The organism is Luteibacter sp. HA06 (genome assembly GCF_054061215.1).
This window is the reverse complement of sequence record NZ_JBSSDZ010000001.1, coordinates 3,715,021-3,737,120: the sequence shown is the minus strand read 5'-3', so window position 1 is coordinate 3,737,120 and position 22,100 is coordinate 3,715,021. Positions and strand designations below refer to the sequence as shown.

Below are 22,100 nucleotides of genomic sequence, written 5' to 3'. Positions count from 1 at the left end.
CGATTCATCGGCGATGCTCCTGCTCCCTGTGGGAGCCGATTCATCGGCGATGCTCTGACTCAATCGGCTCGGTAATACTCTTTAAACCAAGCCGCAAACTTCCCCAACCCCTCGTCGATCGACGTCGACGGCGCATACCCCACGTCACGCCGCAGCGCCGATACATCCGCCCACGTATCCGGCACGTCGCCCGGTTGCATCGGCAACAGGCGCTTTTCGACGGAACGACCGAGGTGCTTCTCCAGCAGGCCGATGAAGTCCAGCAGCTGCACCGGCTCGTCGTTGCCGAGGTTGTACACGCGGTAGGGCGCCGCCGAACTGCCGGGGTTGGGCGCGACCGGGTCGTAGGTGGGATCCGGCTGCGCCGGACGGTCGAGGGTGCGGATCACGCCTTCGACCACGTCGTCCACGTACGTAAAGTCACGGCTGTGGTTACCGTGGTTGTACACGTCGATCGGTTCGCCTTTCATGATGCGGCTGGCGAACAGGATGGGCGACATGTCGGGTCGGCCCCAGGGGCCATACACCGTAAAGAAGCGCAGCCCGGTGGTCGGCAGACTGAAAAGATGGCTGTAGGTATGGGCCATCAACTCGTTGGATTTCTTCGTGGCCGCATAGAGGCTTACCGGGTGGTCCACGGCATCCTCGACGGCGAAGGGCATCTTGCGATTGGCGCCGTAGACCGAACTCGACGAGGCATAGACGAGATGCCCCACGGCGAGCCGGCGGCAGGCTTCGAGCATGTTGACGAAACCGACCAGGTTGCTCTGGACGTAGGCATGCGGGTGGGTAAGCGAATAGCGCACGCCAGCCTGGGCGGCGAGATGTGCGACCCGTTCCGGCTGGAAGGCGTCGAACGCCGCGTCGACGGCCGCCTGGTCGGCAAGGTCGGCCCGCACGTGCGTGTAGTTCGGATGGTCGGCGAAACGCGCGACACGCGCCTCTTTCAGGGCGGGATCGTAATAGTCGTTGTGGTTGTCGAAGCCAAGCACGGTGTCGCCCCGCGCGAGCAGCCGCTCGGTGAGGTGGGAGCCGACGAAGCCGGCGCTGCCGGTAACCAGGATGCGCATTCAGGAGTCTGCCAGTGGAGCGATCCGCCTAGTCTAACGGACGGCCGATTTGACACGGCAGCACGTGTGATCTAGCTTTTGCCCGATATCCACGCGACCAAGGTGGCCCGCGGTAACGCCGGCCGAGAGTGCGACATGCGGACTACGCGCCTCCCAACCTGATCCCACGCCACGTCTTCGTCGTCACCGAAGGGCGTCTGGCGCCCTTTTTGTTTGTCCGGAATTTGCAACCATGATCCAGATCACGCTACCCGACGGCAGCCAGCGCCCGTTCGATCATCCCGTTTCCGTGCAGGACGTCGCCGCTTCGATCGGTGCCGGCCTCGCCAAAGCTACCCTGGCCGGCAAGGTCGATGGCAAGCTGGTCGACGCCAGCTACACGATCGACCACGATGCCGCCCTCGAAATCGTCACCGATAAGAGCCCCGAGGCGCTGGATATCCTGCGCCACTCCACGGCGCATCTCCTCGGCCAGGCCGTGCAGCGCCTGTTTCCCGGCGCGCAGGTCACCATCGGTCCGGTGATCGACAACGGCTTTTTCTACGACTTCGCCTACGAACGGCCGTTTACGCCGGACGATCTCGTCGCCATCGAGGCGGAGATGGAGAAGATCGTCAAGGAGCAGGTCCCGGTCACGCGCTCGGTGAAAACCCGCGACGAGGCGATCACCTTCTTCCGTGGCATCGGCGAGGAATACAAAGCCGAGATCATCGAGGGCATCCCGGCGAACGAGGAGCTCTCGCTCTACACGCAGGGTGAGTTCACCGATCTGTGCCGTGGCCCGCACGTGTCCAATACGGGCAAGCTGCGCGCGTTCAAGCTGATGAAGGTGGCCGGCGCCTACTGGCGCGGCGATTCCAACAACGAGATGCTGACCCGCATCTACGGCACCTCGTGGCTGAACGACAAGGACCTCAAGGCCTATCTGCTTCAGCTCGAGGAAGCCGAAAAGCGCGATCACCGCCGCATCGGCAAGCAGCTCGACCTGTTCCACATGCAGGAAGAAGCGCCGGGCATGGTGTTCTGGCACCCGAAGGGCTGGGCCATCTGGCAGGCCGTGGAGCAGTACGTGCGCGGCGTGTACCGCAGCAGCGGTTACAAGGAGGTCCGCGGTCCGCAGATCATGGACGTGAGCCTGTGGAAGAAGTCCGGTCATTGGGACAACTACCAGGAGAACATGTTCTTCACGGAGTCGGAGAAGCGCACCTATGCGCTCAAGCCGATGAACTGCCCGGGCCACATCCAGATCTTCAACACCCACCTGCACAGCTATCGTGACCTGCCGATCCGTTACGGCGAGTTCGGCGGTTGCCACCGCAATGAACCGTCGGGCGCGCTCCACGGCATCATGCGCGTGCGGGCGTTCACCCAGGACGATGGCCACATTTTCTGCACCCCGGCGCAGATCGAGGACGAGGTCGCGGCGTTCCACGCCCAGGCCATGAAGGTCTATGCCGACTTCGGTTTCGACGACATCGCGATGAAGATCGCGCTGCGTCCGGAAAAGCGCATCGGCGCCGACGAGGTCTGGGACAAGGCCGAGCACGCCCTGCGTGCGGCCCTGTCGGCGGCCGGCGTGGAATGGGAGGAGCTGCCTGGTGAGGGCGCCTTCTACGGCCCCAAGATCGAGTACCACATGAAGGACTCGATCGGCCGTGCCTGGCAGGTCGGTACCATGCAGGTCGACTTCATGATGCCCGAGCGCCTCGGTGCCGAGTACGTGGACGAGAACTCACAGCGCCAACATCCTGTCATGCTGCACCGGGCGATCGTCGGTTCGATGGAGCGTTTCATCGGTATCCTGATCGAACACCACGCGGGCTTGCTTCCGCCCTGGCTTGCCCCCATTCAGGCAGTAGTGTTCAGCATCACTGATGCTCAGGCCGATTATGTGCGCGAGGTGACCCAAACCCTTGTCGGACAAGGCTTCAGGGTCGAGGCCGATTTGCGCAACGAGAAAGTCGGATATAAAATCAGGGAGCATACGTTGCAGAAGGTGCCCTATCTCATCGTGGTCGGCGACCGCGAGAAGGAAACGGGAACCATTTCCGTACGTACCCGTAGCGGAGAGGACCTCGGCAGCATGCCGGTGGCCCAGTTCGTGCAAAAGCTTAAGGTCGAGACGCAGCGCTGATCGCTCGCGTCCGGCACGTGGTTCAATCTTCTGGAGGATAGCGGTATCGCTACGACCGATAACAAGGGTAATCGCAAGAACAGAGACATCCGTGTCCCGCAGGTCCGCGTGCTTGGCGCGGAAGGCGAGCAGCTCGGAATCATGCGGACCGAAGACGCCATCAAGGCCGCTGAAGACCTGGGCATGGACCTCGTCGAAATCCAGCCGAACGGCGATCCGCCGGTCTGCAAGATCATGGATTACGGCAAGTTCAAGTTCGAAGCCCAGAAGAAGGCCTCGGCTGCCAAGAAGAAGCAGAAGCAGGTCGAAATCAAGGAAGTGAAGTTCCGCCCCGTCACCGACGAAGGCGATTACCTCATCAAGCTCCGCAAGATGCGCGAGTTCCTTGAGGAAGGCGACAAGGTCAAGGTCACCATCCGCTTCCGCGGCCGCGAAATGTCCCATCAGGACCTCGGCCAGAATCTGGCCCGCCGGGTCCAGACCGATATTGGCGAAGACGGCGTGGTGGAGTCCTTCCCCCGTCTCGAAGGTCGCCAGATGGTCATGATGATCGGCCCCAAGAAGAAGATCTGAACCACCCCGGAAGCGGCGCCCCTTGTGGGAGCCGCTTCTGTGGGAGCCGCTTCAGCGGCGATGTTTTTGCCCCTTGTGGGAGCCGCTTCAGCGGCGATGCTTTACCCCTTGTGGGAGCCGCTTCAGCGGCGATCCCGCGCAGCGGGCCAGTTTTCCGCAAGTCCCGTTCGCCGATGAGTCGGCTCCCACAAAGAGCCCTCAGGCCCCTGGCCCTACTGGCGCAGGCCTTCACGATTCGGTATCATCGCCGGCTCGGCCCGTATGGATGGGCCGAACTACCGTACCCGGCAGGAAGGAAAGTGCGATGCCCCTGGGCTCGCCGCCGGAACAGTCAGCAACCCGAATACGGAGCATTCCGATGCCCAAGATCAAGACCAACCGGGCGGCAGCGAAGCGTTTTCGCAAGACCGCGTCGGGCAAGTTCAAGGCTGGTCACGCCTTCAAGTCGCACATCCTGACGAAGAAGTCGACCAAGCGTAAGCGCGGCCTGCGCGCTCCCAATCACGTGAAAGCCTGCGACACCAAGAGTGTGGCTCGCATGCTGCCGTACCTTTAAGGGAGGGTTGAACCATGGCTCGTGTTAAGCGTGGCGTTACCGCCCGTCGTCGTCATAAGAAAGTTCTCGGCCGTGCAAAGGGTTATTACAACGCCCGTCGCAAGGTCTTCCGCGTAGCCAACCAGGCCGTCATCAAGGCTGGCCAGTACGCCTACATCGGTCGTAAGCAGCGCAAGCGCCAGTTCCGCGCCCTGTGGATCGTCCGTATCAATGCTGCCGCTCGTCAGTACGGCCTGTCGTACAGCCGCCTGATCAATGGCCTGGCCAAGGCCGAGATCGCGATCGACCGCAAGGTCCTCGCTGACCTCGCCGTGCGCGACATCAAGGCATTTGGCGTGATTGCAGAGAAGGCCAAGGCCCAACTGGCTGCGTAATCCGCTTTACCACGCGCGGTAGCGATACCGCGCGATGATGGATAACGTGGGGAGAAGGCCTGGCCTTCTCCCCATTTTTTTTCCACGTCAGGAAATCCGATGGAATCGATCGAGCATATCGACGCGTCCCTGCGCGACATCGAAGCTGCAACCTCGCTCGAGGCACTCGACGCCGTTCGCGTCGGGCTGCTGGGCAAGAATGGTGCGGTGACTGCAGCGCTCAAGGCGCTGGGCCAGCTTTCCGGCGACGAGCGCAAGGCGCGCGGCGCGGAGGTCAATCGCGTCAAGGAACGCCTGACCGACGCGATCGCGGCGCGAAAGGCCTCCCTGGAGCAGGCTGAACTGGATCGCCGCCTCGCCTCCGAACGCATCGACGTGACCCTTCCGGGGCGCGACGGCGAATACGGTGGTATCCACCCGATTACACGCGCCCTCGAGCGCATCGCCGATATCTTCGGCCGCCTCGGCTACCAGCGCGCCGACGGTCCCGAGATCGAGGACGACTGGCACAACTTCGAGGCGCTCAACTTCCCGCCGCATCATCCGGCGCGCGCTATGCACGACACCTTCTATTTCGGTGACGGGCGCCTGCTGCGTACCCATACCTCGCCGGTGCAGATCCGTTCGATGCAGGGCCGCCAGCCGCCGATCCGTATCATCGCGCCGGGCAAGGTCTATCGCAGCGACTCGGACCAGACGCATTCGCCGATGTTCCACCAGATCGAAGGCCTGCTGGTCGACGAGACATCGAGTTTCGCCGACCTGAAGGGCACGCTGGCGGAGTTCATCCGCGCGTTCTTCGAGCGCGACTTCGAGATGCGCTTCCGCCCGAGCTATTTCCCGTTCACCGAGCCCTCGGCTGAAGTCGACATTCGCTGGGATGCCGAAGATGGTACCGAGCGCTGGCTCGAAGTACTCGGCTGCGGCATGGTCCATCCGACCGTGCTGAAGAACTGCGGCATCGATCCGGAACGCTACACGGGCTTCGCCTTCGGCCTGGGCGTGGAGCGCTTCGCCATGCTGCGTTACGGCGTAGGCGACCTGCGCGCCTTCTTCGAAAACGACCTGCGCTTCCTGCGCCAGTTCGCCTGATCGCCGTCGAATCCACGTTAACGAGTCGCTCCCATGAAATTCTCCGAAAACTGGTTGCGTGAACTGGTTGCCATCGACGCGGATCGCGCGACGCTGGTTCACGCCCTGACGATGGCCGGACTGGAAGTCGAGGGAGTCACCCCGCTGGGTGGGCACCTCGACCATGTGGTCGTCGCCGAGATCGTCGAAGCGGTCAAGCATCCCGAAGCCGACCGCCTGCAGGTCTGCAAGGTGGACGCGGGGCAGGGCGAGCTCCTGCAGATCGTCTGCGGTGCACCGAATGCGCGCGTGGGCATTCGCGTGCCGTTGGCGAAGGTCGGTGCGAAGCTTTCGAATGGCGTCGACATCAAGGCGGCGAAGCTGCGTGGCGTCGAATCCTTCGGCATGCTGTGCTCGGCGAAGGAGCTCGACATCGATGCCGATGCATCGGGCCTGCTCGAACTGCCTGCGGATGCGCCGGTTGGCACGCCGCTCGCCGATTACCTCGGCCTGCCGGACGCCAGCATCGAACTGAAGATCACGCCGAACCGTCCGGATGTGCTCGGCCTCAATGGCCTGGCGCACGACGTCGCTGCGCTGTTCGGTAGTCGCGTCAAAGCGATCGGTGCCGCGAGCGCACCCGTTACTGCCAGCGCCGCACGGCAGGTCCGGCTGGATGCCGGCGCGGACGCGCCGCGCTACGTCGGACGCGTTGTCGAAGGCGTGGACGCCAGCCTGTCGTCGCCGTTGTGGATGGCCGAGCGCCTGCGCCGCGCGGGTATCCGCCCGATCAGCGCGATCGTCGATATCACGCAGTACGTGATGCTCGAGCTCGGCCACCCGATGCACGCGTTCGACAACGACAAGCTCACGGGTGCCGTCATCGTCCGTCACGCCACGCAGGGCGAAGTCGTCAAGCTGCTTGACGGTCGCGACGTGAAGCTCGACCCCTCCTTCGTCGTCATTGCGGATGAAGCCAGTGCGCTCGCTCTTGGCGGCATCATGGGTGGCTACGACTCGCGCGTGACCGACACCACGCGTAACGTGTTCCTCGAGGCCGCGCACTTCGCGCCCGCCGCGATCATGGGGCGTGCGCGCAAGCTCGGCATGCACACGGACGCTTCGCATCGCTACGAGCGCGGCGTCGATCCCGCGCTGCCCCTGCGCGCCATGGAGCGTGCGACCGAACTGCTGCTGCAGATTGCCGGAGGCCAGGCCGGGCCGGTCACGGTAGCCGAGAAGCTGGCCTACCTCCCGGACCATCCGCCGGTCATGTTGCGTCATGCGCGCCTGCGCCGCCTGCTGGGTATCGATGTCGCCGGCAGCGAAGTCACCCGGATATTCGTTGCCCTCGGCATGCATCTGAACGAAGTCGCCGATGGCTGGGAAGTCACGCCGCCGAGCAGTCGCTTCGACATCGAGCGCGAAGAAGATCTCATCGAAGAGGTCGCGCGCATCCACGGCTACGACCGTATTCCGACCCACATCCCGGCAGGGCAGATCGCCCTGCGGTCCGAGCCCGAAGCCCGCCTGAGCGAAATGGCCCTGCGCGACCAGATCGCCGCACGTGGCTACTTCGAGGCGGTGACGTTGTCCTTCGTCAATGCCGATCTGCTCACCACCTGGGGTGTCGACAAGGGCTGGGTGCCGCTGGCCAATCCGCTTTCCGCGGATCTTGCCGTGATGCGCACCTCGTTGCTGCCGGGCCTGATCGAGGCGCTGCGGCATAACCGCGCACGCCAGCAGGAGCGCGTGCGCCTCTTCGAGGTCGCCCGGAGCTTCCACGCCACCGGCGGCGCACCCGACGAAGTGGGCCGGGTTGCCCTCGTTGCCAGCGGTGCGGCTCGTGCGGAACAGTGGGGTGAGCCTACGCGTCCGGTCGACTTCTTCGATCTCAAGGGCGATCTCGATGCCCTGGTCGCTCACACCGGCGAGGCCCAGCGCTGGTCGGTCGACACCGACGACCTGCCGTCCTGGCTGCACCCGGGTCGTGGCGCACGCGTACTTCGCGATGGCCAGCCGGTCGGCTTCCTCGGCGCATTGCACCCGGCACTGGCTAAGGCACTGGATCTGGGTCCCGATGTCCATGTGATGGAACTTGCACTGGAGTCGATCCTCGCCCGTCGTCTTCCCAGCGCGGGAAAGGTGGCCCGTTTCCCGGCTGTCCGGCGCGATATCGCCGTCGAGTTGCCGGAAGAGGTGTCCTGGTCCGCAGTCGAGGCGGCCGTGCGTGGCGCGCTCGGCGAGGTCCTCAGGGAGATCCGTCTGTTCGATCGATACGCCGGGAAGGGCATCGATGAAGGACGAAAGAGTCTCGCTATGGGCTTGATTTTACAGGACGCTTCACGCACCCTTACTGACGACGATGCCGACGCTCGCGTGGCAGATGCGGTCGGGGCATTGGAGAAGACATGCAAGGCAAGACTGCGAGGATAAGATGGCGCTGACCAAGGCGGAAATGGCCGAGCGGCTTTTCCTCGACGTGGGTCTCAACAAGCGTGAGGCCAAGGAATTCGTAGACGCGTATTTTGAAGTCGTGCGCGAGGCGCTCGAGCGAGGTGAGCAGGTCAAGTTGTCCGGCTTCGGAAATTTCGACCTTCGGCAGAAGAATCAGCGGCCCGGTCGGAATCCCAAGACCGGTGAGGAAATTCCCATCTCGGCCCGGCGGGTTGTCACCTTCCGTCCTGGTCAGAAACTCAAGGTAAGAGTCGAGGGTTATGCTGGATCCAGGGAATAACACCGAACTTCCGGCGATCCCGGCGAAGCGCTACTTCACCATCGGTGAGGTCAGTGAGCTTTGCGGCGTCAAGCCGCACGTCCTTCGCTACTGGGAGCAGGAATTCCCGGCGCTCAAGCCCGTCAAGCGTCGCGGCAACCGCCGCTACTACCAGCGTCACGACGTGCTCATGATCCGCCAGATCCGCTCGTTGCTTTATGACGAGGGTTTCACCATCACGGGCGCCCGCGCCCGCCTGGAAGGCCCGCAGGCTCGTATGGAAGCGAGCATGTCGCACCAGATCGTCCGTCAGGTGCGTCTCGAACTGGAAGAAGTACTGACCCTCCTTCGTCGCTGAACTGCTTCCGCAGGCCACGGCGTTGCTGCTACAATCGTTTGCTCGTCGGGGTGTAGCGCAGCCTGGTAGCGCACTACGCTGGGGGTGTAGTGGTCGCGAGTTCGAATCTCGCCACCCCGACCATTATTCAAAAAAACGGCGCCCCTGTTGGGGCGCCGTTTTTTTTATGGGAGCCGCTTCAGCGGCGAATCAAGGAAATGTGGGAGCCGCTTCAGCGGCGAAAAGCCAACGAAGCGCCGACGCAGCAACCCCCATTCACCAAATCGGCCCCCACACAAAGCAATCAGCTGCCAGCGGTAAATTCCCGGACCGCGGAAACAGTCTTCGACTTCCGCCTGAACTCGGTCGTCACCACCAGGCGCGAGTGGTCGGGCGCCACCTCGTAGTGCTGCACGATGTCCCCCCGCTTGTCATCGATGTGAACGACCACCACGAGGTCGTCGCCATCCCAGCCCGCCCGTGTGATGTCAGCGGTGTCCTTGCCGGTCACCATCGGCACGTTCCGCGGATGGCCGTCAGGCGTGATCAGCAGGTTCCCGGGCTGCAGGGCGATATCCAGCGTGTTGGGAAGAAGGAGAGCGCGGCGCATCATCTCGCCGTTCTCGCTGCCATTGGCTGCGCTATTGGCCCCGCCTGCGTTTGCACCACTGCCCGTGCCGCCACCGTGGCGACCGCCGCCGCCCATGCCGCCACCGCCCATGCCGCCACCGCCACCCATGCCGCCGCCGTGACCGTGGCCACCACCACCCATGCCGCGACCGCCACCGCCCGCCGCTGGCGCTGCGTCTGGATCCTCGCTATGGGATACGTCGACGACCCAATGGCCATCGAATGAATGCGGGTGCTCGGGCGTGGCGGCCAGCCTGATGCGGTCACCGGCGCACGCGGCGAGGGCAACGACGCAGGCGAGCGTAAGGCCACGCAGGGCAGGGGAAAAACGGTGCATCGTGTGTGTCCTGATTCCCGGTATGGAATGACCAACGCGATGCAGGCCGTTAGGTTGACCCCGGGACGACCGGCTCCCACAGAAAACGAAAGCAAAAAAAAGCCGCCTGTGGGAGCAGGCGGCGATCTGGGGATTAGCTTGTTGGTTCCCGTCCCTGGGATGTTGTTCTTAGTAGTCGGTTGAATCGAAACGCACCGGGATCAGAAGTCGTACGTCGCCGTCAGTCGCGCGTAGCGCGGCGTCTGGTAGTACTGACCCACGTCGTAGTTGTTGAGCACGGTCTTCGGCGTGTCGGACTCATACGTCGAGAACGTATTGAGCGGCTTGCGCTCGTTGGAGACGTTGAACACGCTCAGCCCGAACGCCAGCTTGTTGTCGAAGTAAGACGGGCGGTAGGTCACGGCGAGATCGAGCTGGCGATACCACGCGTTGCGCTTCTGCCCCGGGGGCGACGGCAGGCCATTGCAGTTGTGGTACGACGAGCCATAACCGATCGGATCCGGATCTTCGTTGGCGTTTTCATAACCCAGGCAGGATTTCGGCGCACCCGACGCGAGACGCAGGTTGCCGGAGAGCATCCATTCCGGGGTCAGCTGGTAGGCGCCGTAGGCCTTGATCTGATGCGTACGGTCGTTCGCCAGCAGGCCGTTTGCGTTGAGCATCAGCTCCGCCGAATCCCAGTCCTGCGTCTTCGAGATATCGGTCTGGCCGATATCGGACTTGGTCTGGCCTTCGGTGTTGCCGTAGCTGCGCGAGAAGGTGTAGTCGATGCGACCCTGCCACTTGCCGTTGAACGGGTGCTCCAGGTACAGGTCGAGTGCGTAGTAACGACGGATCGCTTTCTGGTTGAAGCCCCAGTCGGCTTCGCTCATCTTCACTTCGGTACGGCCTACGCCGTCGGCATTAGCGAGGCTGAAGGTGTTGGTGAAGCCGGGATTGAAGATCACGCAGCCCGGGATCGACACCGTGTCCGGATCGATGCCTTCGGCGTCCAGCTTATCGGCGATCTTGCCGGTGTCGCAGACATCGTCGATGGCGGTGCGCAGCTTGCGTACCGTGATCTTCGCGCCGGTCACCCAGTCGCTGCCCAGCATCTTGTCGAAGCCGACGATGCCTTCATCCTGGTACTGAGAGCGCAGGTCGCGCGCCGCCACGGCTTCCGGATCGACGGGCTGGCCGTATTCGCCATCGGGGGACCGGGGGCCGGCACCGATGGGGGTCAGGCCGGTCGGGCGACCCAGGCTGTCGATGCCGGTGTAGTCGAAGTATTCCTGCGTTAGCGTCGACGGCGAGGCTCCGCGTACGGCGACGTTGTTCGGTAGGGCAAGGAAGTAACGGCCAAAGTTGCCGTAGATCTTCAGCGACGAGTCGCCGAAGACATCCCACGCGGCACCCAGGCGGGGAGCCCACTGGGCCGCATTGTTCACATAGGTGCGGCCCTGGTCGTTGAGGTTCTTGAAGCGGTCGTTGCGCACGCCGATGCTGAGCAGCACCCGATCGGACACCTGCCACCTGTCTTCAAGGTACTGGGCGCGCTGGTCCAGGGACATACTCGTTACCGATGAGAAAATGCGCCTCTGGACGTAATAGCCGTCGCCACCCGGCGGGCCGACTTCCAGCGCGGTACTGATGGGTGCCGTGGGATCCGAGGCCCGGCCGTAGCGCCAGTAGTAACCCGGTCCGCTGGTGGATGTGCCGACGTTGTGACCCTGGTAATGCATGTTGTCGATACCGCCAGCCAGGTGATGGTCACCGAGCTGCCACTCGAGATCGAGGCGAAGACCACGGGTCTTGCTGTTCGCGCCCGGATCCTGCGAGGTGGTCGACGTATTCAGGTTCGTCAGCGGGTTGTCGCCGATCAGCGCCGGATTTTCGTTGAACGGACGGTCGATGTACGGCTGCTGGTCGATGTTCGGGGTCGGATTCTGCAGGTAGTCGTCGGTCCAGCTCTTGCCGTACGTCGCGGTCAGCGTCACGTCATCGGTAATGTAGCTGGTGTACTTCGCAATGGCGTACTTGGACGTGAGCTTGGACGTATCCGCATTGGAGCCGAGGGCCGCGCCCTGGCTACGCGTGTCGTAGTCGTAGTTGTAATACGTGCCGCGTTGCTCATCCGTGGAATGGATGCCGGTCAACTCGAGGATATTCGAGTCGTTGATGTTCCAGTTGACCTTGGCGTAGTACTTCGGCAGGTTGTACGTGTAGTGGTTGTTCGCCACCGGGTTGGCGTCGATCGCCGCAGTCGACGTACCTTCCGACTTCTCCGCTTCAGCGGCGACGAAGAAGAACAGCTTGTCCTTGATCAGCGGACCACCGACATACGCGCTGTAGGTCGTCGTCCACTTGGTGTTGTCCTTGCGATTACGATAAATCGTGCCGGGTTTGGTTTCGTCTTCGTAGCCATAACCATCGGGCAGCGTGGCGTTCTTGTAATAGATGCTGCCGGCGGTGGACGCAGCGAACCTCGGCTCCCACAGCACCTGCGCGCCGAAATGCCAGTCGTTCGTGCCGGCTTTGCCGACCTGGCTGATCACGCCGCCATCGGAGCGGCCGTATTTGGCGCTGTAGCCGCCCGTATAGACTTCCTGCTGATCGATCGCGCCGTAGGGCAGGCCGACGCCGCCCAGGTTGCGGTACGGGTCCGTCGTCGCATAACCGTTAACGTAGTAGGCGTTTTCCGAAGCACCGGAACCGCCGAACGAGACGGTGCGATAACGACCGGCACCGAGGTTGCTCGACCCCGGTACGGCGCCAGGCGCCAGCAGGGCGATCGCTTCGGCGTTGCGGCCCAGCGGCAGTCGCGCAAGGGTTTCGGAGGTGATGACCGTGCGCGCATCGACGGCAGTCGCGTCGATCGCGGGAAGCGTGTTTGCCGTGACGGTGACTGAATCGAGCGATTGGGCACCTGCCGCAGTGGCTGCAGTGGCCGCGCCGGCGAACGAGACATCGGTGCTTCCGCCGACCTTTATCTGCACATCTTTGCGCGAATCGACAACAGCGCCATCGCGCTTCAGGCTCACGGTGTAGCTGCCCAGTGGCAGGTTGCCGACGCGGTAGCGCCCGTCGGCGTCGACCGGCACGTCGCGGGTGAGGCCGGTGTCGCTGGTGACGCTGACGGTTCCGCCTGCGGCAGCGGGTGCCTGGCCGAAGATAGAGCCGGTGGTGGACTGGGCCATGACGGGAGCAATGGCGCCGATGGAAAGGCCGAGCGCGATGGCCAAAGCGGTCGGCCGGAAGCCTCCGCGTTGACGGATGCTGTGCAGATACATGTGTGACTCCCCGAAATCGGCCCAGAAAGTGGGCCACCAAAACGAATGGTCGTTCGTTCCAATGGGCTCTCGCGGGTGATCGGGCGTCGGGCACACTTCGACGTTCACTCCCCCGAGCGAACGTTTTCCCAGTACGACCTACCCCCCACAAGTTCCCTTTGCGCCCTGGCCCTGCGTCGCTGAATGACGATTTCTCAGGTACCAGGTAATGCCGAAAGTAAGGGGCCCTTCCGGCACTTGTCAATAGAATCTTACGAATTTTCGTAAGATTAGACGATTGCGTCAGCAACACCCGTCCTTAATCTTTGGGCGATGCCGCCGCTACACTGGCGAAGCCGTCGGGGGATAAGGGTAGGCATGAGCATCGAAGACATCGTTCTCGAGGAAGACATCGGGGTTTATAAAACCCTGCTCGAATCCACGCGGGCCATTCCCTGGAAAATCGAATGGGCGACGCTGCGCTTCGCCTACATCGGGCCGCAGATCGAAGCGCTGCTGGGATGGGCGCCGCAATCCTGGGCAACCGTGCAGGACTGGGCCGACCGCATGCATCCGGAAGACCGCGCCTGGGTTTTCGATTTCTGCGTGGCGCAGTCGCAGGCGGGCGTCGACCACGAGGCCGACTATCGCGCGCTGACCAAGACCGGCGAATACGTCTGGATTCGCGATGTGGTGCATGTCGTGCGCAATCCCGATGGCTCGCCGAACGCGCTGATCGGCTTCATGTTCGACATCTCAGAGCGCAAGCGCACCGAAGAAAAACTGCTCGACATGCAGCGTGAGCTCGAGGAACTGTCGTTCAAGGACGGCCTCACGGGCGTCGCCAACCGTCGTCGATTCGACATGGTGATGGAGCTGGCCTGGCGCGATGCGCGGCAGAGCCGCCAGCCACTGTCGTTGGTCGTTCTCGATATCGACTTCTTCAAGCAGTACAACGATCACTACGGTCACCTTGAAGGCGACGAGTGCCTAAAGCGCGTCGCCACGGCCCTGTCGAACATCGTGCGGCATCCGGACGACCTGCTCTGCCGCTTTGGTGGCGAGGAGTTCGTGCTGATGCTGCCGAACACCGACGAGGCCACCGCGCTCGCCCTGTCATGGCGATGCCTGGACCTGGTCGAGAAAGCCATGATTCCGCATGCCGGGCTCGGCTCCGGCAAACGCCTGACGCTCAGCGCCGGCGTGCATACCCTTGTGCCGAAGGAGGGCGACGAAATCCTGCCAGCGATCGCCGTCGCGGATCGCCGCCTTTACCTGGCCAAGCAGCGCGGCCGTGCGCGCGTCGTCGCCGAAGGCGCCGAGTGAGATAGAAATCGCCGCTGAAGCAGCTCCCACAGGACCGGGGCCCGCCCCTTGTGAGAGCCGATTCATCGGCGATAGGGTGCTAGCCCTATGGCAACGCCCCCAAAAATCGGCTCCGCCGCCGCCCCCAATCAGGACCCGGAGCTCCTCCGCCGCCTGCTGCGCGCCAAAGACCGCATGGATGCCGCCTCGCACGAGCCATGGCCCGTCGCGCGGCTGGCACGGGTAAGCCATGTTTCCGAGGCCCACTTCGCGCGGTCCTTCAGGCAGGCGTTCGGCCTGCCACCCCACCGTTACCTGCTCACCCGCCGGCTCGAGCGGGCGAAGGCCCTGCTACGCGACACGGCACTACCCATCCTCGAGATCGCGCTGCAGACAGGCTGGAACAGCCTGGGTACGTTCGGCCGCGTTTTCCGCGATGTAAACGCAAAAAGCCCCAGCGAATGGCGCGCCTTCGAGAACGCTCGGCGGCATGACCTTGCGCGTGTTCCTCACTGCTTCGTGAGCGCCGCTTACCGGCCGGACATCACGACCGCAGTTTCGGAGAAGCGGCGCCGGGAACGGACTGGTAAAAAAGGGGCTCCCAACAAACCGGAGTTCTTATGAGCCAGGGTATCGGAGTCGTCGGACTGTACGTGCGCGACCAGGACGAAGCACTCGATTTCTACGTCGGAAAGCTGGGCTTTCACGTCCATACCGACGCGCAGAACGGCGATTTTCGCTGGCTGACGGTGCAGCATCCGGAGCAGCCATCGCTACAACTGGGGCTGTTCAGGCCGCAGGCGCCGGTGCTGGACGACGCCACGGCGCAGACCATGAGCGAAATGGTGGCGAAGGGTGCCATGCCGCCACTGGTGCTCAATGTGGACGATTGCCGTGGCGCCTACGAGCGCATGCGTGCTCGCGGCGTGGAATTCACCCAGGCACCGGAAGAGCGGTACGGTGCCGTGGATGCCAACTTCCGTGACCCCTCGGGCAACGGCTGGAAGATGATCGAGTCGCGGCGCCCTCAGTAAAGGGCGCGCGCCTTCAGTGTGCCGTTGATCGCCGCGAGTTCATTGCGCAACGAGGCGGCGTGCTCCTCGGTCGTGGTCACGTCGATCACCACGTAGCCCACCTGGCCGGAGGTCTGCAGGTACTGGCCGTCGATGTTGACGGCAGCCCGGGAGAACACCTCGTTGACACGGGACAGCACGCCGGGAATGTTCTGGTGGATGTGCAGCAGGCGGCGGCTGGTCGGGTGACCGGGCAGGGAGACTTCCGGGAAATTCACCGCGGAAAGCGTGCTGCCGTTGTCGCTGTACCGGACCAGCTTGGACGCGACCTCGATCCCGATGTTCTCCTGCGCCTCGGCGGTGCTGCCGCCGACATGCGGGGTGAGGATGACGTTGTCCATGCCGACCAGCGGCGAGACGAAGGGATCGGTGTTGCCCTTGGGCTCGACCGGGAAAACGTCGATGGCCGCGCCGGCAAGGTGCTTCGAGCGTAGCGCTGCCGCCAACGCATCGATGTCGACGACGGTGCCGCGCGAGGCGTTGACCAGCATCGAGCCGGGGCGCATGCGGGCGATTTCCGCTGCGCCGATCATGTTCTTCGTCTGTGCCGTTTCCGGCACGTGCAGGGTAACGACGTCGGCCCGCTCGAGCAGGTCTTCAAGGCTGGCGGCGGGGCGCGCGTTGCCCAGCGAAAGCTTGGCTTCCACGTCGTGGAAGATCACCCGCATGCCCAGCGACTCGGCGAGGACGCCGACCTGGGTACCGATGTGACCATAGCCGACGATGCCGAGCACTTTGTCGCGGACCTCGAAGCTGCCGGCGGCCGACTTCGACCAGCCGCCGCGATGGCATTCGGCGTTCTTCTCCGGAATGCGGCGGACCAGCATGATCGTCTCGGCGATGACCAGCTCGGCCACGCTGCGCGTGTTGGAGTAGGGCGCGTTGAACACCGGCACGCCGAGGCGCTCGGCTTCGGCGGTGTCCACCTGGTTGGTGCCGATGCAGAAGCAGCCGACCGCGATGAGGCGGCGCGCTTCGGCAAGGACCTCGGCCGTGAGGTGGGTGCGGGAGCGAATGCCCACGATGTGCGCGTCGGCGATGCGCTCCTTGAGGTCGTCCTCGGAGAGCGACTTCTCATGGAACTCGATCTGCGAGTAACCGGCCTGGCGGAAGGTGTCCAGCGCGCTGCGGCTGACGCCTTCGAGCAGCAGGACCTTGATGTCTTCTTTCGGGTACGACGTGCGCTTCATGGCCGGGCTTCAGATCCGTAGGCGAGACGCTCACTATGCCAGAGTAGGGCGTTCATGTTGCAGCGCAGTGGACGCATGGCCGCCGCGCTGGCAACCTGCCTTCGACACCCGAGCGAGACCCCCATGACCGACCCGCGCCTGTCCGACCTTGCCCGCCTGCTGCCTGGGCTGAAGCTGTCCACCGAACCCGGCGACCTCGAACATCACGGGCGCGACTGGACCCGGCGCTGGACACCCGCGCCCCTGGCGATCGCCTTTCCCGCGACGGTCGAGGAGGTACAGGGCCTCGTCCGCTGGGCTAACGACGCCGGTGTGGGCGTGGTGCCGTCGGGCGGCCGGACTGGCCTTTCCGGGGGCGCCGTCGCGGCGCACGGCGAGATCGTGGTCAGCCTGGACCGGATGAACCGCGTGCTCGCCTTCGACCCGATCGACCGCACCCTGACCGTGCAGCCGGGCATCGCCCTGGAGGCGGTGCACAACGCAGCGCGGGAGCACGGCCTGCTTTACCCGGTGGACTTCGCCGCGCGTGGCTCCTGCCAGATCGGCGGCAATATCGCGACCAACGCCGGTGGCATCCGCGTCATCCGCTATGGCAATACGCGTCAGTGGATCGCGGGGCTCAAGGTGGTCACGGGCACCGGCGAGCTGCTGGATCTCAACCGCGGGCTGGTCAAGAACGCTTCCGGCTACGACCTGCGGCATCTCGTGATCGGCTCCGAAGGCACTCTCGGTATCGTGGTCGAGGCCACGCTGAGCCTGACGTCGCCTCCGCCGCCGTCCCAGGTCATGTTGCTTGCCGTGCCGGCGATGGATGCCTTGATGAAGGTGTTTGCCGAGGCGCGACATCGGCTGACACTGGGTGCCTTCGAGTTCTTCACCGATCGCGCCCTGCATCATGTGCTGGCCCACGGCGCCCAGCGCCCCTTCGGTGAAACGCATCCGTTCTATGTCGTTACCGAGTTCGATGCGCCGGACGACAAGGCCGAAGCGGCGGCGCTCTCGTTTTTCGAGAGCTGCCTCAATGAAGGTTGGGTGGTGGACGGGGCGATCAGTTCGAGCGAAGCCCAGGCAGCGTCGCTCTGGCGTTTGCGCGAAGGCATCACGGAGAGTCTTGCTCCGCATAAACCCTATAAAAATGATGTTTCCGTGCGGATTTCTGCCGTGCCCGCGTTCATGGCCGAGATGCAGGCCCTGCTCTCGGCGGAGTACCCGCACTTCGACGTGGTCTGGTTCGGCCACATCGGCGACGGCAATCTTCATATCAATGTGCTGAAACCTGCCGATCTGGACAACACCGTGTTCGTCGAGCAATGCGAGCACGTGACCTCGCTACTGGTCGACACCCTGCATCGCCACGGCGGCAGCATCTCCGCCGAACACGGCATCGGTCTGGTGAAGAAGCCCTGGCTGGGCAGCGTGCGCAGCGAAGCGGAAATCGCCCTGATGCGTGGCATCAAGGCCGTCTGGGACCCGAACAACATCATGAATCCCGGCAAGCTTTTATGACGTCGTAGGAGCCGATTCATCGGCTCCTACAGGGTCCTGGCTCTCAGGGTGTGGCGTCCGGCGGGGCTCCCCATTAGCCTTGTCATCTCCCCGACATCAAAGACCCGCCCTCCATGGCCCAGGACTCCCCCGACCTCTACCCCTCGATCGAGCCGTTCAACAGCGGCATGCTCGAGGTGTCCCCGTTGCATACCCTCTACTTCGAGGAAAGCGGCAACCCCAAGGGAAAGCCGGTGGTCTTCCTCCATGGCGGCCCCGGCGGTGGCACCAACCCGCGTTGCCGCCGTTTCTTCGACCCGAAGCAGTACCGCATCGTGTTGTTCGACCAGCGCGGTTGTGGCAAATCCACGCCGCATGCGGAACTGACCGACAACACCACCTGGGACCTGGTCGCCGACATCGAGCGCCTGCGTGAGCATCTCGGCATTAAGCAGTGGCAGGTCTTCGGCGGCTCGTGGGGCTCCACGCTCGCGCTCGCCTACGCCGAAACGCACCCGACGCGCGTCAGTGAACTGGTGCTGCGTGGCATCTTCATGCTGCGCCGTTCGGAGCTGGAGTGGTTCTACCAGGGTGGCTGCGACATGCTCTACCCGGATGCATGGGAGACCTTTCTCTCCGCGATTCCGCAGGCCGAGCACGGCGACCTCATCAGTGCGTACCACCGGCGGCTGACCAGCAGTGATCCTGCCGTTCGTGTGGCGGCCGCGCGCGCCTGGTCGGTGTGGGAAGGGGCGACGAGCTATCTTTATCAGGACCAGGGTCATATCGCCTCAAGCGGCGAGGACGAGTTTGCACTGGCTTTCGCGCGCATCGAATGCCACTACTTCGTCAACGCGGGTTTCTTCGAGGTCGATGGTCAGTTGCTTCGTGACGTCGACAAGATCCGTCATATCCCGACCGTTATCGTGCAGGGCCGTTACGACGTGGTGTGTCCCGTGCGTAGCGCGTGGGATCTGCATCGCGCCTTCCCCGAGGCCGAACTGAGGATCGTGCAGGATGCGGGGCATTCTGCGTTCGAGCCGGGGATCGTGCGGGAGTTGGTGGCGGCAACGGATCGGTTTACTGGCTGAAGAGCATCGCCGCTGAAGCGGCTCCCACAGAGGCTTCAGAAGCATCGCCGCTGAAGCGGCTCCCACAGGGGGATTAAGCATCGGCTCTATGTGGGAGCCGCTTCAGCGGCGATAGGCGCCCAGCCGAAGCCGGGCGCCAGCATCACATCAGAACAACCCCAACGGCAGCGTCAGCATATCCACCACGAACCCATCGTGGTCGGACGAACCGATCGCCTTCTTCGCATCCGTCGCCGTGGCCGAATCGTCCAGCGTCTGCACCGGTGCGTCCAGGTTGCCGCGACCGTACTGCATCTTCAGGAAGAGCCCACGCGCCACGGTGTTCAGCAGGGCATTGTCGAGCACCTGGTGCGTCGGCACCTGCCGCGGTGCCTGTCCCTGGATATTCCCGAAGTTCTCCGTGAACAGGAATGAATAGCGGTCCTGTTCGGGTACCGAGTCCACGGCATTCCACAGCGTCGGCTTGACCAGGTTCTTGCCCAGCTTCAGCAGGTTCTGGCTGTCGTCGTAACGGCCGGCGATCAGGCCAACCACGTCGGTGAAGCCATCGCTGAACTGATACGAGTTGAAGTCGCCCACCACGAGCAGCGGCGCGAGCAGGTTCTTCCGGTCGGTCTGGATCGCCTGCACCTGGGTGGCCAGCGACTTGGCCTGGAGGAAGCGCTTCTCGCGGTCACGATCGGCGGCGTCGCCCGTCTTGTCCACGTTCTGGCGAGCCTTCGGGTGCACTGCGATCACGTTGACGCGCATGCGGCCAAGGATCGACGGAACGTCGGCAGTGAGCAGCAGCGGCGGATGGTCGTGCAGGAACGACACGGAGCCTTCGTCGTCCCAGGTTTCATCCGCGCCCAGCTGGCGGACATCGATCACGCGCACACGGTCCGTACGGACCAGGAAGCCGACGTTGATCCCACTCGGATCGTGACCCGGCTGGAGGATGGCCTCGTACTGCGCCGGGTAATCGTCACCCAGTTGCTTGGCCAGGCCCTGCAGGACCGCGAGGCTCTTCACTTCTTCGACCGAGAGGATGTCCGGCAGCTTCAGCACGCTGCCGATATACGCCGATAGCCGCTGTGTCTTCAGCTTGACCTGATCCGGCGTCGGCTCGGTGGTGTCGCCGCTGCAGGTGAAGGTCGTGTTGAAGTCCGAATCGCAGAAGCGCTCCATGTTGAACGCACCCACGCGCGCGGCGTAGAAGGGACGCGAATCCACCGCGCGCGGCAAGGTGGCGGCCTTCTTGACCGTGATGCTCGTCGGGATGAACGTGTACATGCCGAATGCGTAGGACATCACGCCTTCCGCCTTGAAGGTCGTTCCCGCGTTGAACGGCGTATTCACCGGCACGGCGCCGAAGTCGGCCGTGTTCATCTTGAACACTTCGGGGTTGCCGGACCAGTTCGGCAGGTTCACGCCGTCAGGCACGGGTACCGTGTAACGAACGCCGGGCTTGCGCAGTGAGCGCGTGCCATTCGCGGTGATGTACACCTCGGCAAACGGCTCGTTGCTGAAACGCAGGTTGCCGGTGGTGATCATGCCATTGTCGATAACGACGCGCATGCCCACGTAGCACTGGTAGTTCGTCGTGCCGCAGGAGAGCGCATTCGGGTCGAGTGACGGAACGCTGTCACCGAACACCACGGCCTTCGGCAAGCGGGCACCGTGCATGCTCGTGGTGATCGTCGCGTTCTTCAGCTCAGGCAGGTTGAAGTAGTTGTCCACCGTGGCTTCGACATCGACCACGTCGCCGGCCTTCACCGTCGGTGCGGCGCTGGTGAACACATAGATACCGTTCGAGGTGAGCGGGTCGGCGTCGGCGCGGTTGTCCGGCGTCTGGATGGTGAAGCCGGCGGGGCCGACAGCCGTGACGATATTTGCGTGGGTCGCGACGCGCTTGCCGACGAGCGGGGAGACCTGACCCGTGCCGGTGACCTGCCAGATTTCAGCGGTCACCGGAATCTCGTTCAGAATCGCACCAACCGCCGCGCTCTTGGCAATCGTGACGTCGCCCGTCGCACCGCTCAGGTTGACGCGCAGTGCCTTGTCGGGACCAGCCGCCTTCGCGCCGTGCACGGTGACGTTGAGCGTAGCGCTGCTGCCACCGGCCGGAATCGTCAGGGTGGTGTCGACGGCGTCGTAGTCGCCAGCGGCCACCGTGGCGGTGTCGTCGGCGGTTGCGGCATGCACGGTCACGTCGGTCGTGACCGGCTGGCTCAGCGTGACGGTGAACGGCATGGTGACATCGTCGCCGTTACGCAGGCTTACCGTGGCGTCGGCAATGGAGAGGCTCGGACCCTGCGCAACGCAGGGCGATGTGCTGGCGCGCGGCGCCGTCGGTGCGACCTTGACCCAGTCGGCCGAGTTGTCACCGGTGGACTGCGGGAAACCGGCAGCATTCGTCTTGCGGCCGTAGCCCTGGTCGGCATTGGTGCTGCCGAGGGTGGCAAGCGGGGTGCCGAGCTTATAGGCCGAGCCGGCGCTCAGGCCGACCTGGTCGATCAGCGCGCCGGACGTGTCGAGCAGGGCAAGGCCGCCGTCGTCGGTCACGCCTGTCGAATACTTCAGGTCGGGCGTCACGCTACCGGAGTAGCCGGAAGCCGCGGTGTTCGCCAGTAGCAGGAAACACCCAGGCGCCACTGACGTGCCAGCCGGGAAGGTGAAACGCGTGCCCGTCGTGCCGGCTGAATTGGAAGCGTTGAGTTTGTAGCCGGAAACGTCCAGTGCAGCGGTGCCGGTATTCTGCACTTCGACGAATTCGTCGTTGCCGCCGGCGGGTCCGCGAACGCGGAACTGGGTGATCGTCAGGTCCGCTGCCTGCAGCGGGAGAACGGCCATGAGGCCTGCCAGCGCGGCCCATGTGGCGCGCTGTTTCGTGGTCAAACGCATTCGAATATCCCCTCGAGTCGTTGAGTT

The 22,100-nt window shown here is 63.8% G+C and carries 18 protein-coding genes and 1 tRNA gene; 14 read left to right on the top strand and 5 right to left on the bottom strand.

Annotated features, from left to right (window positions below):
• Positions 1 to 59: 59 nt before the first annotated feature.
• Positions 60 to 1,070 (bottom strand): NAD-dependent epimerase, encoded by a 1,011-nt coding sequence (locus tag ACVWWJ_RS17190; RefSeq protein WP_456968841.1) that lies wholly within the window; start codon positions 1,068 to 1,070, stop codon positions 60 to 62.
• Between the two features lie 232 nt (positions 1,071 to 1,302).
• On the opposite strand from ACVWWJ_RS17190, the gene thrS reads away from it, so the two are divergent.
• The 9 genes from thrS to ACVWWJ_RS17145 all read left to right on the top strand — a co-directional run bounded on the left by thrS (position 1,303) and on the right by ACVWWJ_RS17145 (position 8,975).
• Positions 1,303 to 3,204, top strand: a complete 1,902-nt coding sequence (gene thrS, locus ACVWWJ_RS17185; protein ID WP_159894946.1) for a threonine--tRNA ligase — start codon at positions 1,303 to 1,305, stop codon at positions 3,202 to 3,204.
• Positions 3,205 to 3,249: 45 nt separating this feature from the next.
• Complete coding sequence (gene infC / locus ACVWWJ_RS17180; protein WP_456969731.1) at positions 3,250 to 3,777, top strand: translation initiation factor IF-3; 528 nt, start codon at positions 3,250 to 3,252, stop codon at positions 3,775 to 3,777.
• Positions 3,778 to 4,135: 358 nt separating this feature from the next.
• Positions 4,136 to 4,333 (top strand): 50S ribosomal protein L35, encoded by a 198-nt coding sequence (gene rpmI / locus ACVWWJ_RS17175; protein ID WP_046966439.1) that lies wholly within the window; start codon positions 4,136 to 4,138, stop codon positions 4,331 to 4,333.
• 14 nt (positions 4,334 to 4,347) lie between these two features.
• Positions 4,348 to 4,707, top strand: coding sequence for a 50S ribosomal protein L20 (rplT, locus tag ACVWWJ_RS17170; RefSeq protein WP_159894944.1), 360 nt, complete (start codon positions 4,348 to 4,350; stop codon positions 4,705 to 4,707).
• Between the two features lie 99 nt (positions 4,708 to 4,806).
• Positions 4,807 to 5,799, top strand: coding sequence for a phenylalanine--tRNA ligase subunit alpha (gene pheS, locus ACVWWJ_RS17165; RefSeq protein WP_456968840.1), 993 nt, complete (start codon positions 4,807 to 4,809; stop codon positions 5,797 to 5,799).
• Between the two features lie 33 nt (positions 5,800 to 5,832).
• Positions 5,833 to 8,214 carry a phenylalanine--tRNA ligase subunit beta gene (gene pheT, locus ACVWWJ_RS17160; RefSeq protein WP_456968839.1) on the top strand — a complete coding sequence of 794 codons (2,382 nt, stop codon included), beginning with the start codon at positions 5,833 to 5,835 and terminating at the stop codon, positions 8,212 to 8,214.
• Between the two features lies 1 nt (position 8,215).
• Complete coding sequence (gene ihfA, locus ACVWWJ_RS17155) at positions 8,216 to 8,515, top strand: integration host factor subunit alpha (RefSeq protein ID WP_036114917.1); 300 nt, start codon at positions 8,216 to 8,218, stop codon at positions 8,513 to 8,515.
• On the top strand, positions 8,496 to 8,852 hold the full coding sequence (locus ACVWWJ_RS17150; RefSeq protein WP_036114913.1) for a MerR family transcriptional regulator: 357 nt from the start codon (positions 8,496 to 8,498) through the stop codon (positions 8,850 to 8,852). Before ihfA ends, ACVWWJ_RS17150 begins: the two co-directional genes overlap by 20 nt.
• 46 nt (positions 8,853 to 8,898) lie before the next feature.
• Positions 8,899 to 8,975 (top strand) — tRNA-Pro (locus tag ACVWWJ_RS17145).
• A gap of 160 nt (positions 8,976 to 9,135) precedes the next feature.
• Here the strand turns inward: ACVWWJ_RS17145 and ACVWWJ_RS17140 are convergent.
• Positions 9,136 to 9,798, bottom strand: coding sequence for a hypothetical protein (locus ACVWWJ_RS17140; protein WP_456968838.1), 663 nt, complete (start codon positions 9,796 to 9,798; stop codon positions 9,136 to 9,138).
• Between the two features lie 200 nt (positions 9,799 to 9,998).
• Positions 9,999 to 13,067, bottom strand: coding sequence for a TonB-dependent receptor (locus ACVWWJ_RS17135; RefSeq protein ID WP_159893435.1), 3,069 nt, complete (start codon positions 13,065 to 13,067; stop codon positions 9,999 to 10,001).
• A 357-nt stretch (positions 13,068 to 13,424) separates the two neighbouring features.
• Between ACVWWJ_RS17135 and ACVWWJ_RS17130 the strand changes: the two genes are divergently transcribed.
• The 3 genes from ACVWWJ_RS17130 to ACVWWJ_RS17120 all read left to right on the top strand — a co-directional run bounded on the left by ACVWWJ_RS17130 (position 13,425) and on the right by ACVWWJ_RS17120 (position 15,385).
• Positions 13,425 to 14,372 (top strand): sensor domain-containing diguanylate cyclase, encoded by a 948-nt coding sequence (locus tag ACVWWJ_RS17130; RefSeq protein WP_159893437.1) that lies wholly within the window; start codon positions 13,425 to 13,427, stop codon positions 14,370 to 14,372.
• Between the two features lie 87 nt (positions 14,373 to 14,459).
• Entirely contained in the window at positions 14,460 to 14,975 is a 516-nt protein-coding gene (locus ACVWWJ_RS17125; RefSeq protein WP_456968837.1) for a helix-turn-helix domain-containing protein, read from the top strand.
• Positions 14,972 to 15,385 carry a VOC family protein gene (locus ACVWWJ_RS17120; RefSeq protein WP_456968836.1) on the top strand — a complete coding sequence of 138 codons (414 nt, stop codon included), beginning with the start codon at positions 14,972 to 14,974 and terminating at the stop codon, positions 15,383 to 15,385. The genes ACVWWJ_RS17125 and ACVWWJ_RS17120 overlap by 4 nt, the downstream gene beginning before the upstream one ends.
• On the opposite strand, the gene serA is transcribed toward ACVWWJ_RS17120, so the two are convergent.
• The gene (serA, locus tag ACVWWJ_RS17115) at positions 15,379 to 16,614 is read right to left on the bottom strand and encodes a phosphoglycerate dehydrogenase (protein WP_159893443.1); all 1,236 of its coding nucleotides are present in this window, start codon (positions 16,612 to 16,614) and stop codon (positions 15,379 to 15,381) included. The two genes, ACVWWJ_RS17120 and serA, sit on opposite strands and share 7 nt — an antisense overlap.
• Before the next feature lie 123 nt (positions 16,615 to 16,737).
• Here serA and ACVWWJ_RS17110 point away from each other — a divergent pair, with 123 nt between their 5' ends.
• Together ACVWWJ_RS17110 and pip are read left to right on the top strand one after the other, a co-directional pair.
• Positions 16,738 to 18,120 carry an FAD-binding oxidoreductase gene (locus tag ACVWWJ_RS17110; RefSeq protein ID WP_456968835.1) on the top strand — a complete coding sequence of 461 codons (1,383 nt, stop codon included), beginning with the start codon at positions 16,738 to 16,740 and terminating at the stop codon, positions 18,118 to 18,120.
• A gap of 113 nt (positions 18,121 to 18,233) precedes the next feature.
• The gene (gene pip / locus ACVWWJ_RS17105; RefSeq protein ID WP_456968834.1) at positions 18,234 to 19,190 is read left to right on the top strand and encodes a prolyl aminopeptidase; all 957 of its coding nucleotides are present in this window, start codon (positions 18,234 to 18,236) and stop codon (positions 19,188 to 19,190) included.
• 147 nt (positions 19,191 to 19,337) lie between these two features.
• Here the strand turns inward: pip and ACVWWJ_RS17100 are convergent, their stop codons facing one another.
• The gene (locus ACVWWJ_RS17100; RefSeq protein ID WP_456968833.1) at positions 19,338 to 22,073 is read right to left on the bottom strand and encodes a lamin tail domain-containing protein; all 2,736 of its coding nucleotides are present in this window, start codon (positions 22,071 to 22,073) and stop codon (positions 19,338 to 19,340) included.
• Between the last annotated feature and the right edge of the window lie 27 nt (positions 22,074 to 22,100).

What these genes read in the sequence shown, in the direction of transcription:
- ACVWWJ_RS17125 (WP_456968837.1), top strand. Translation starts at nt 14,460, where the DNA reads ATGGCAACGCCCCCAAAAATCGGCTCCGCCGCCGCCCCCAATCAGGAC.
- ACVWWJ_RS17135 (WP_159893435.1), bottom strand. Translation starts at nt 13,067, where the DNA reads ATGTATCTGCACAGCATCCGTCAACGCGGAGGCTTCCGGCCGACCGCT.
- thrS (WP_159894946.1), top strand. Translation starts at nt 1,303, where the DNA reads ATGATCCAGATCACGCTACCCGACGGCAGCCAGCGCCCGTTCGATCAT.
- pheT (WP_456968839.1), top strand. Translation starts at nt 5,833, where the DNA reads ATGAAATTCTCCGAAAACTGGTTGCGTGAACTGGTTGCCATCGACGCG.
- ACVWWJ_RS17140 (WP_456968838.1), bottom strand. Translation starts at nt 9,798, where the DNA reads ATGCACCGTTTTTCCCCTGCCCTGCGTGGCCTTACGCTCGCCTGCGTC.
- ACVWWJ_RS17110 (WP_456968835.1), top strand. Translation starts at nt 16,738, where the DNA reads ATGACCGACCCGCGCCTGTCCGACCTTGCCCGCCTGCTGCCTGGGCTG.
- pheS (WP_456968840.1), top strand. Translation starts at nt 4,807, where the DNA reads ATGGAATCGATCGAGCATATCGACGCGTCCCTGCGCGACATCGAAGCT.
- ACVWWJ_RS17150 (WP_036114913.1), top strand. Translation starts at nt 8,496, where the DNA reads ATGCTGGATCCAGGGAATAACACCGAACTTCCGGCGATCCCGGCGAAG.
- ACVWWJ_RS17130 (WP_159893437.1), top strand. Translation starts at nt 13,425, where the DNA reads ATGAGCATCGAAGACATCGTTCTCGAGGAAGACATCGGGGTTTATAAA.
- ihfA (WP_036114917.1), top strand. Translation starts at nt 8,216, where the DNA reads ATGGCGCTGACCAAGGCGGAAATGGCCGAGCGGCTTTTCCTCGACGTG.
- ACVWWJ_RS17120 (WP_456968836.1), top strand. Translation starts at nt 14,972, where the DNA reads ATGAGCCAGGGTATCGGAGTCGTCGGACTGTACGTGCGCGACCAGGAC.
- pip (WP_456968834.1), top strand. Translation starts at nt 18,234, where the DNA reads ATGGCCCAGGACTCCCCCGACCTCTACCCCTCGATCGAGCCGTTCAAC.
- serA (WP_159893443.1), bottom strand. Translation starts at nt 16,614, where the DNA reads ATGAAGCGCACGTCGTACCCGAAAGAAGACATCAAGGTCCTGCTGCTC.
- rplT (WP_159894944.1), top strand. Translation starts at nt 4,348, where the DNA reads ATGGCTCGTGTTAAGCGTGGCGTTACCGCCCGTCGTCGTCATAAGAAA.
- ACVWWJ_RS17190 (WP_456968841.1), bottom strand. Translation starts at nt 1,070, where the DNA reads ATGCGCATCCTGGTTACCGGCAGCGCCGGCTTCGTCGGCTCCCACCTC.
- rpmI (WP_046966439.1), top strand. Translation starts at nt 4,136, where the DNA reads ATGCCCAAGATCAAGACCAACCGGGCGGCAGCGAAGCGTTTTCGCAAG.
- ACVWWJ_RS17100 (WP_456968833.1), bottom strand. Translation starts at nt 22,073, where the DNA reads ATGCGTTTGACCACGAAACAGCGCGCCACATGGGCCGCGCTGGCAGGC.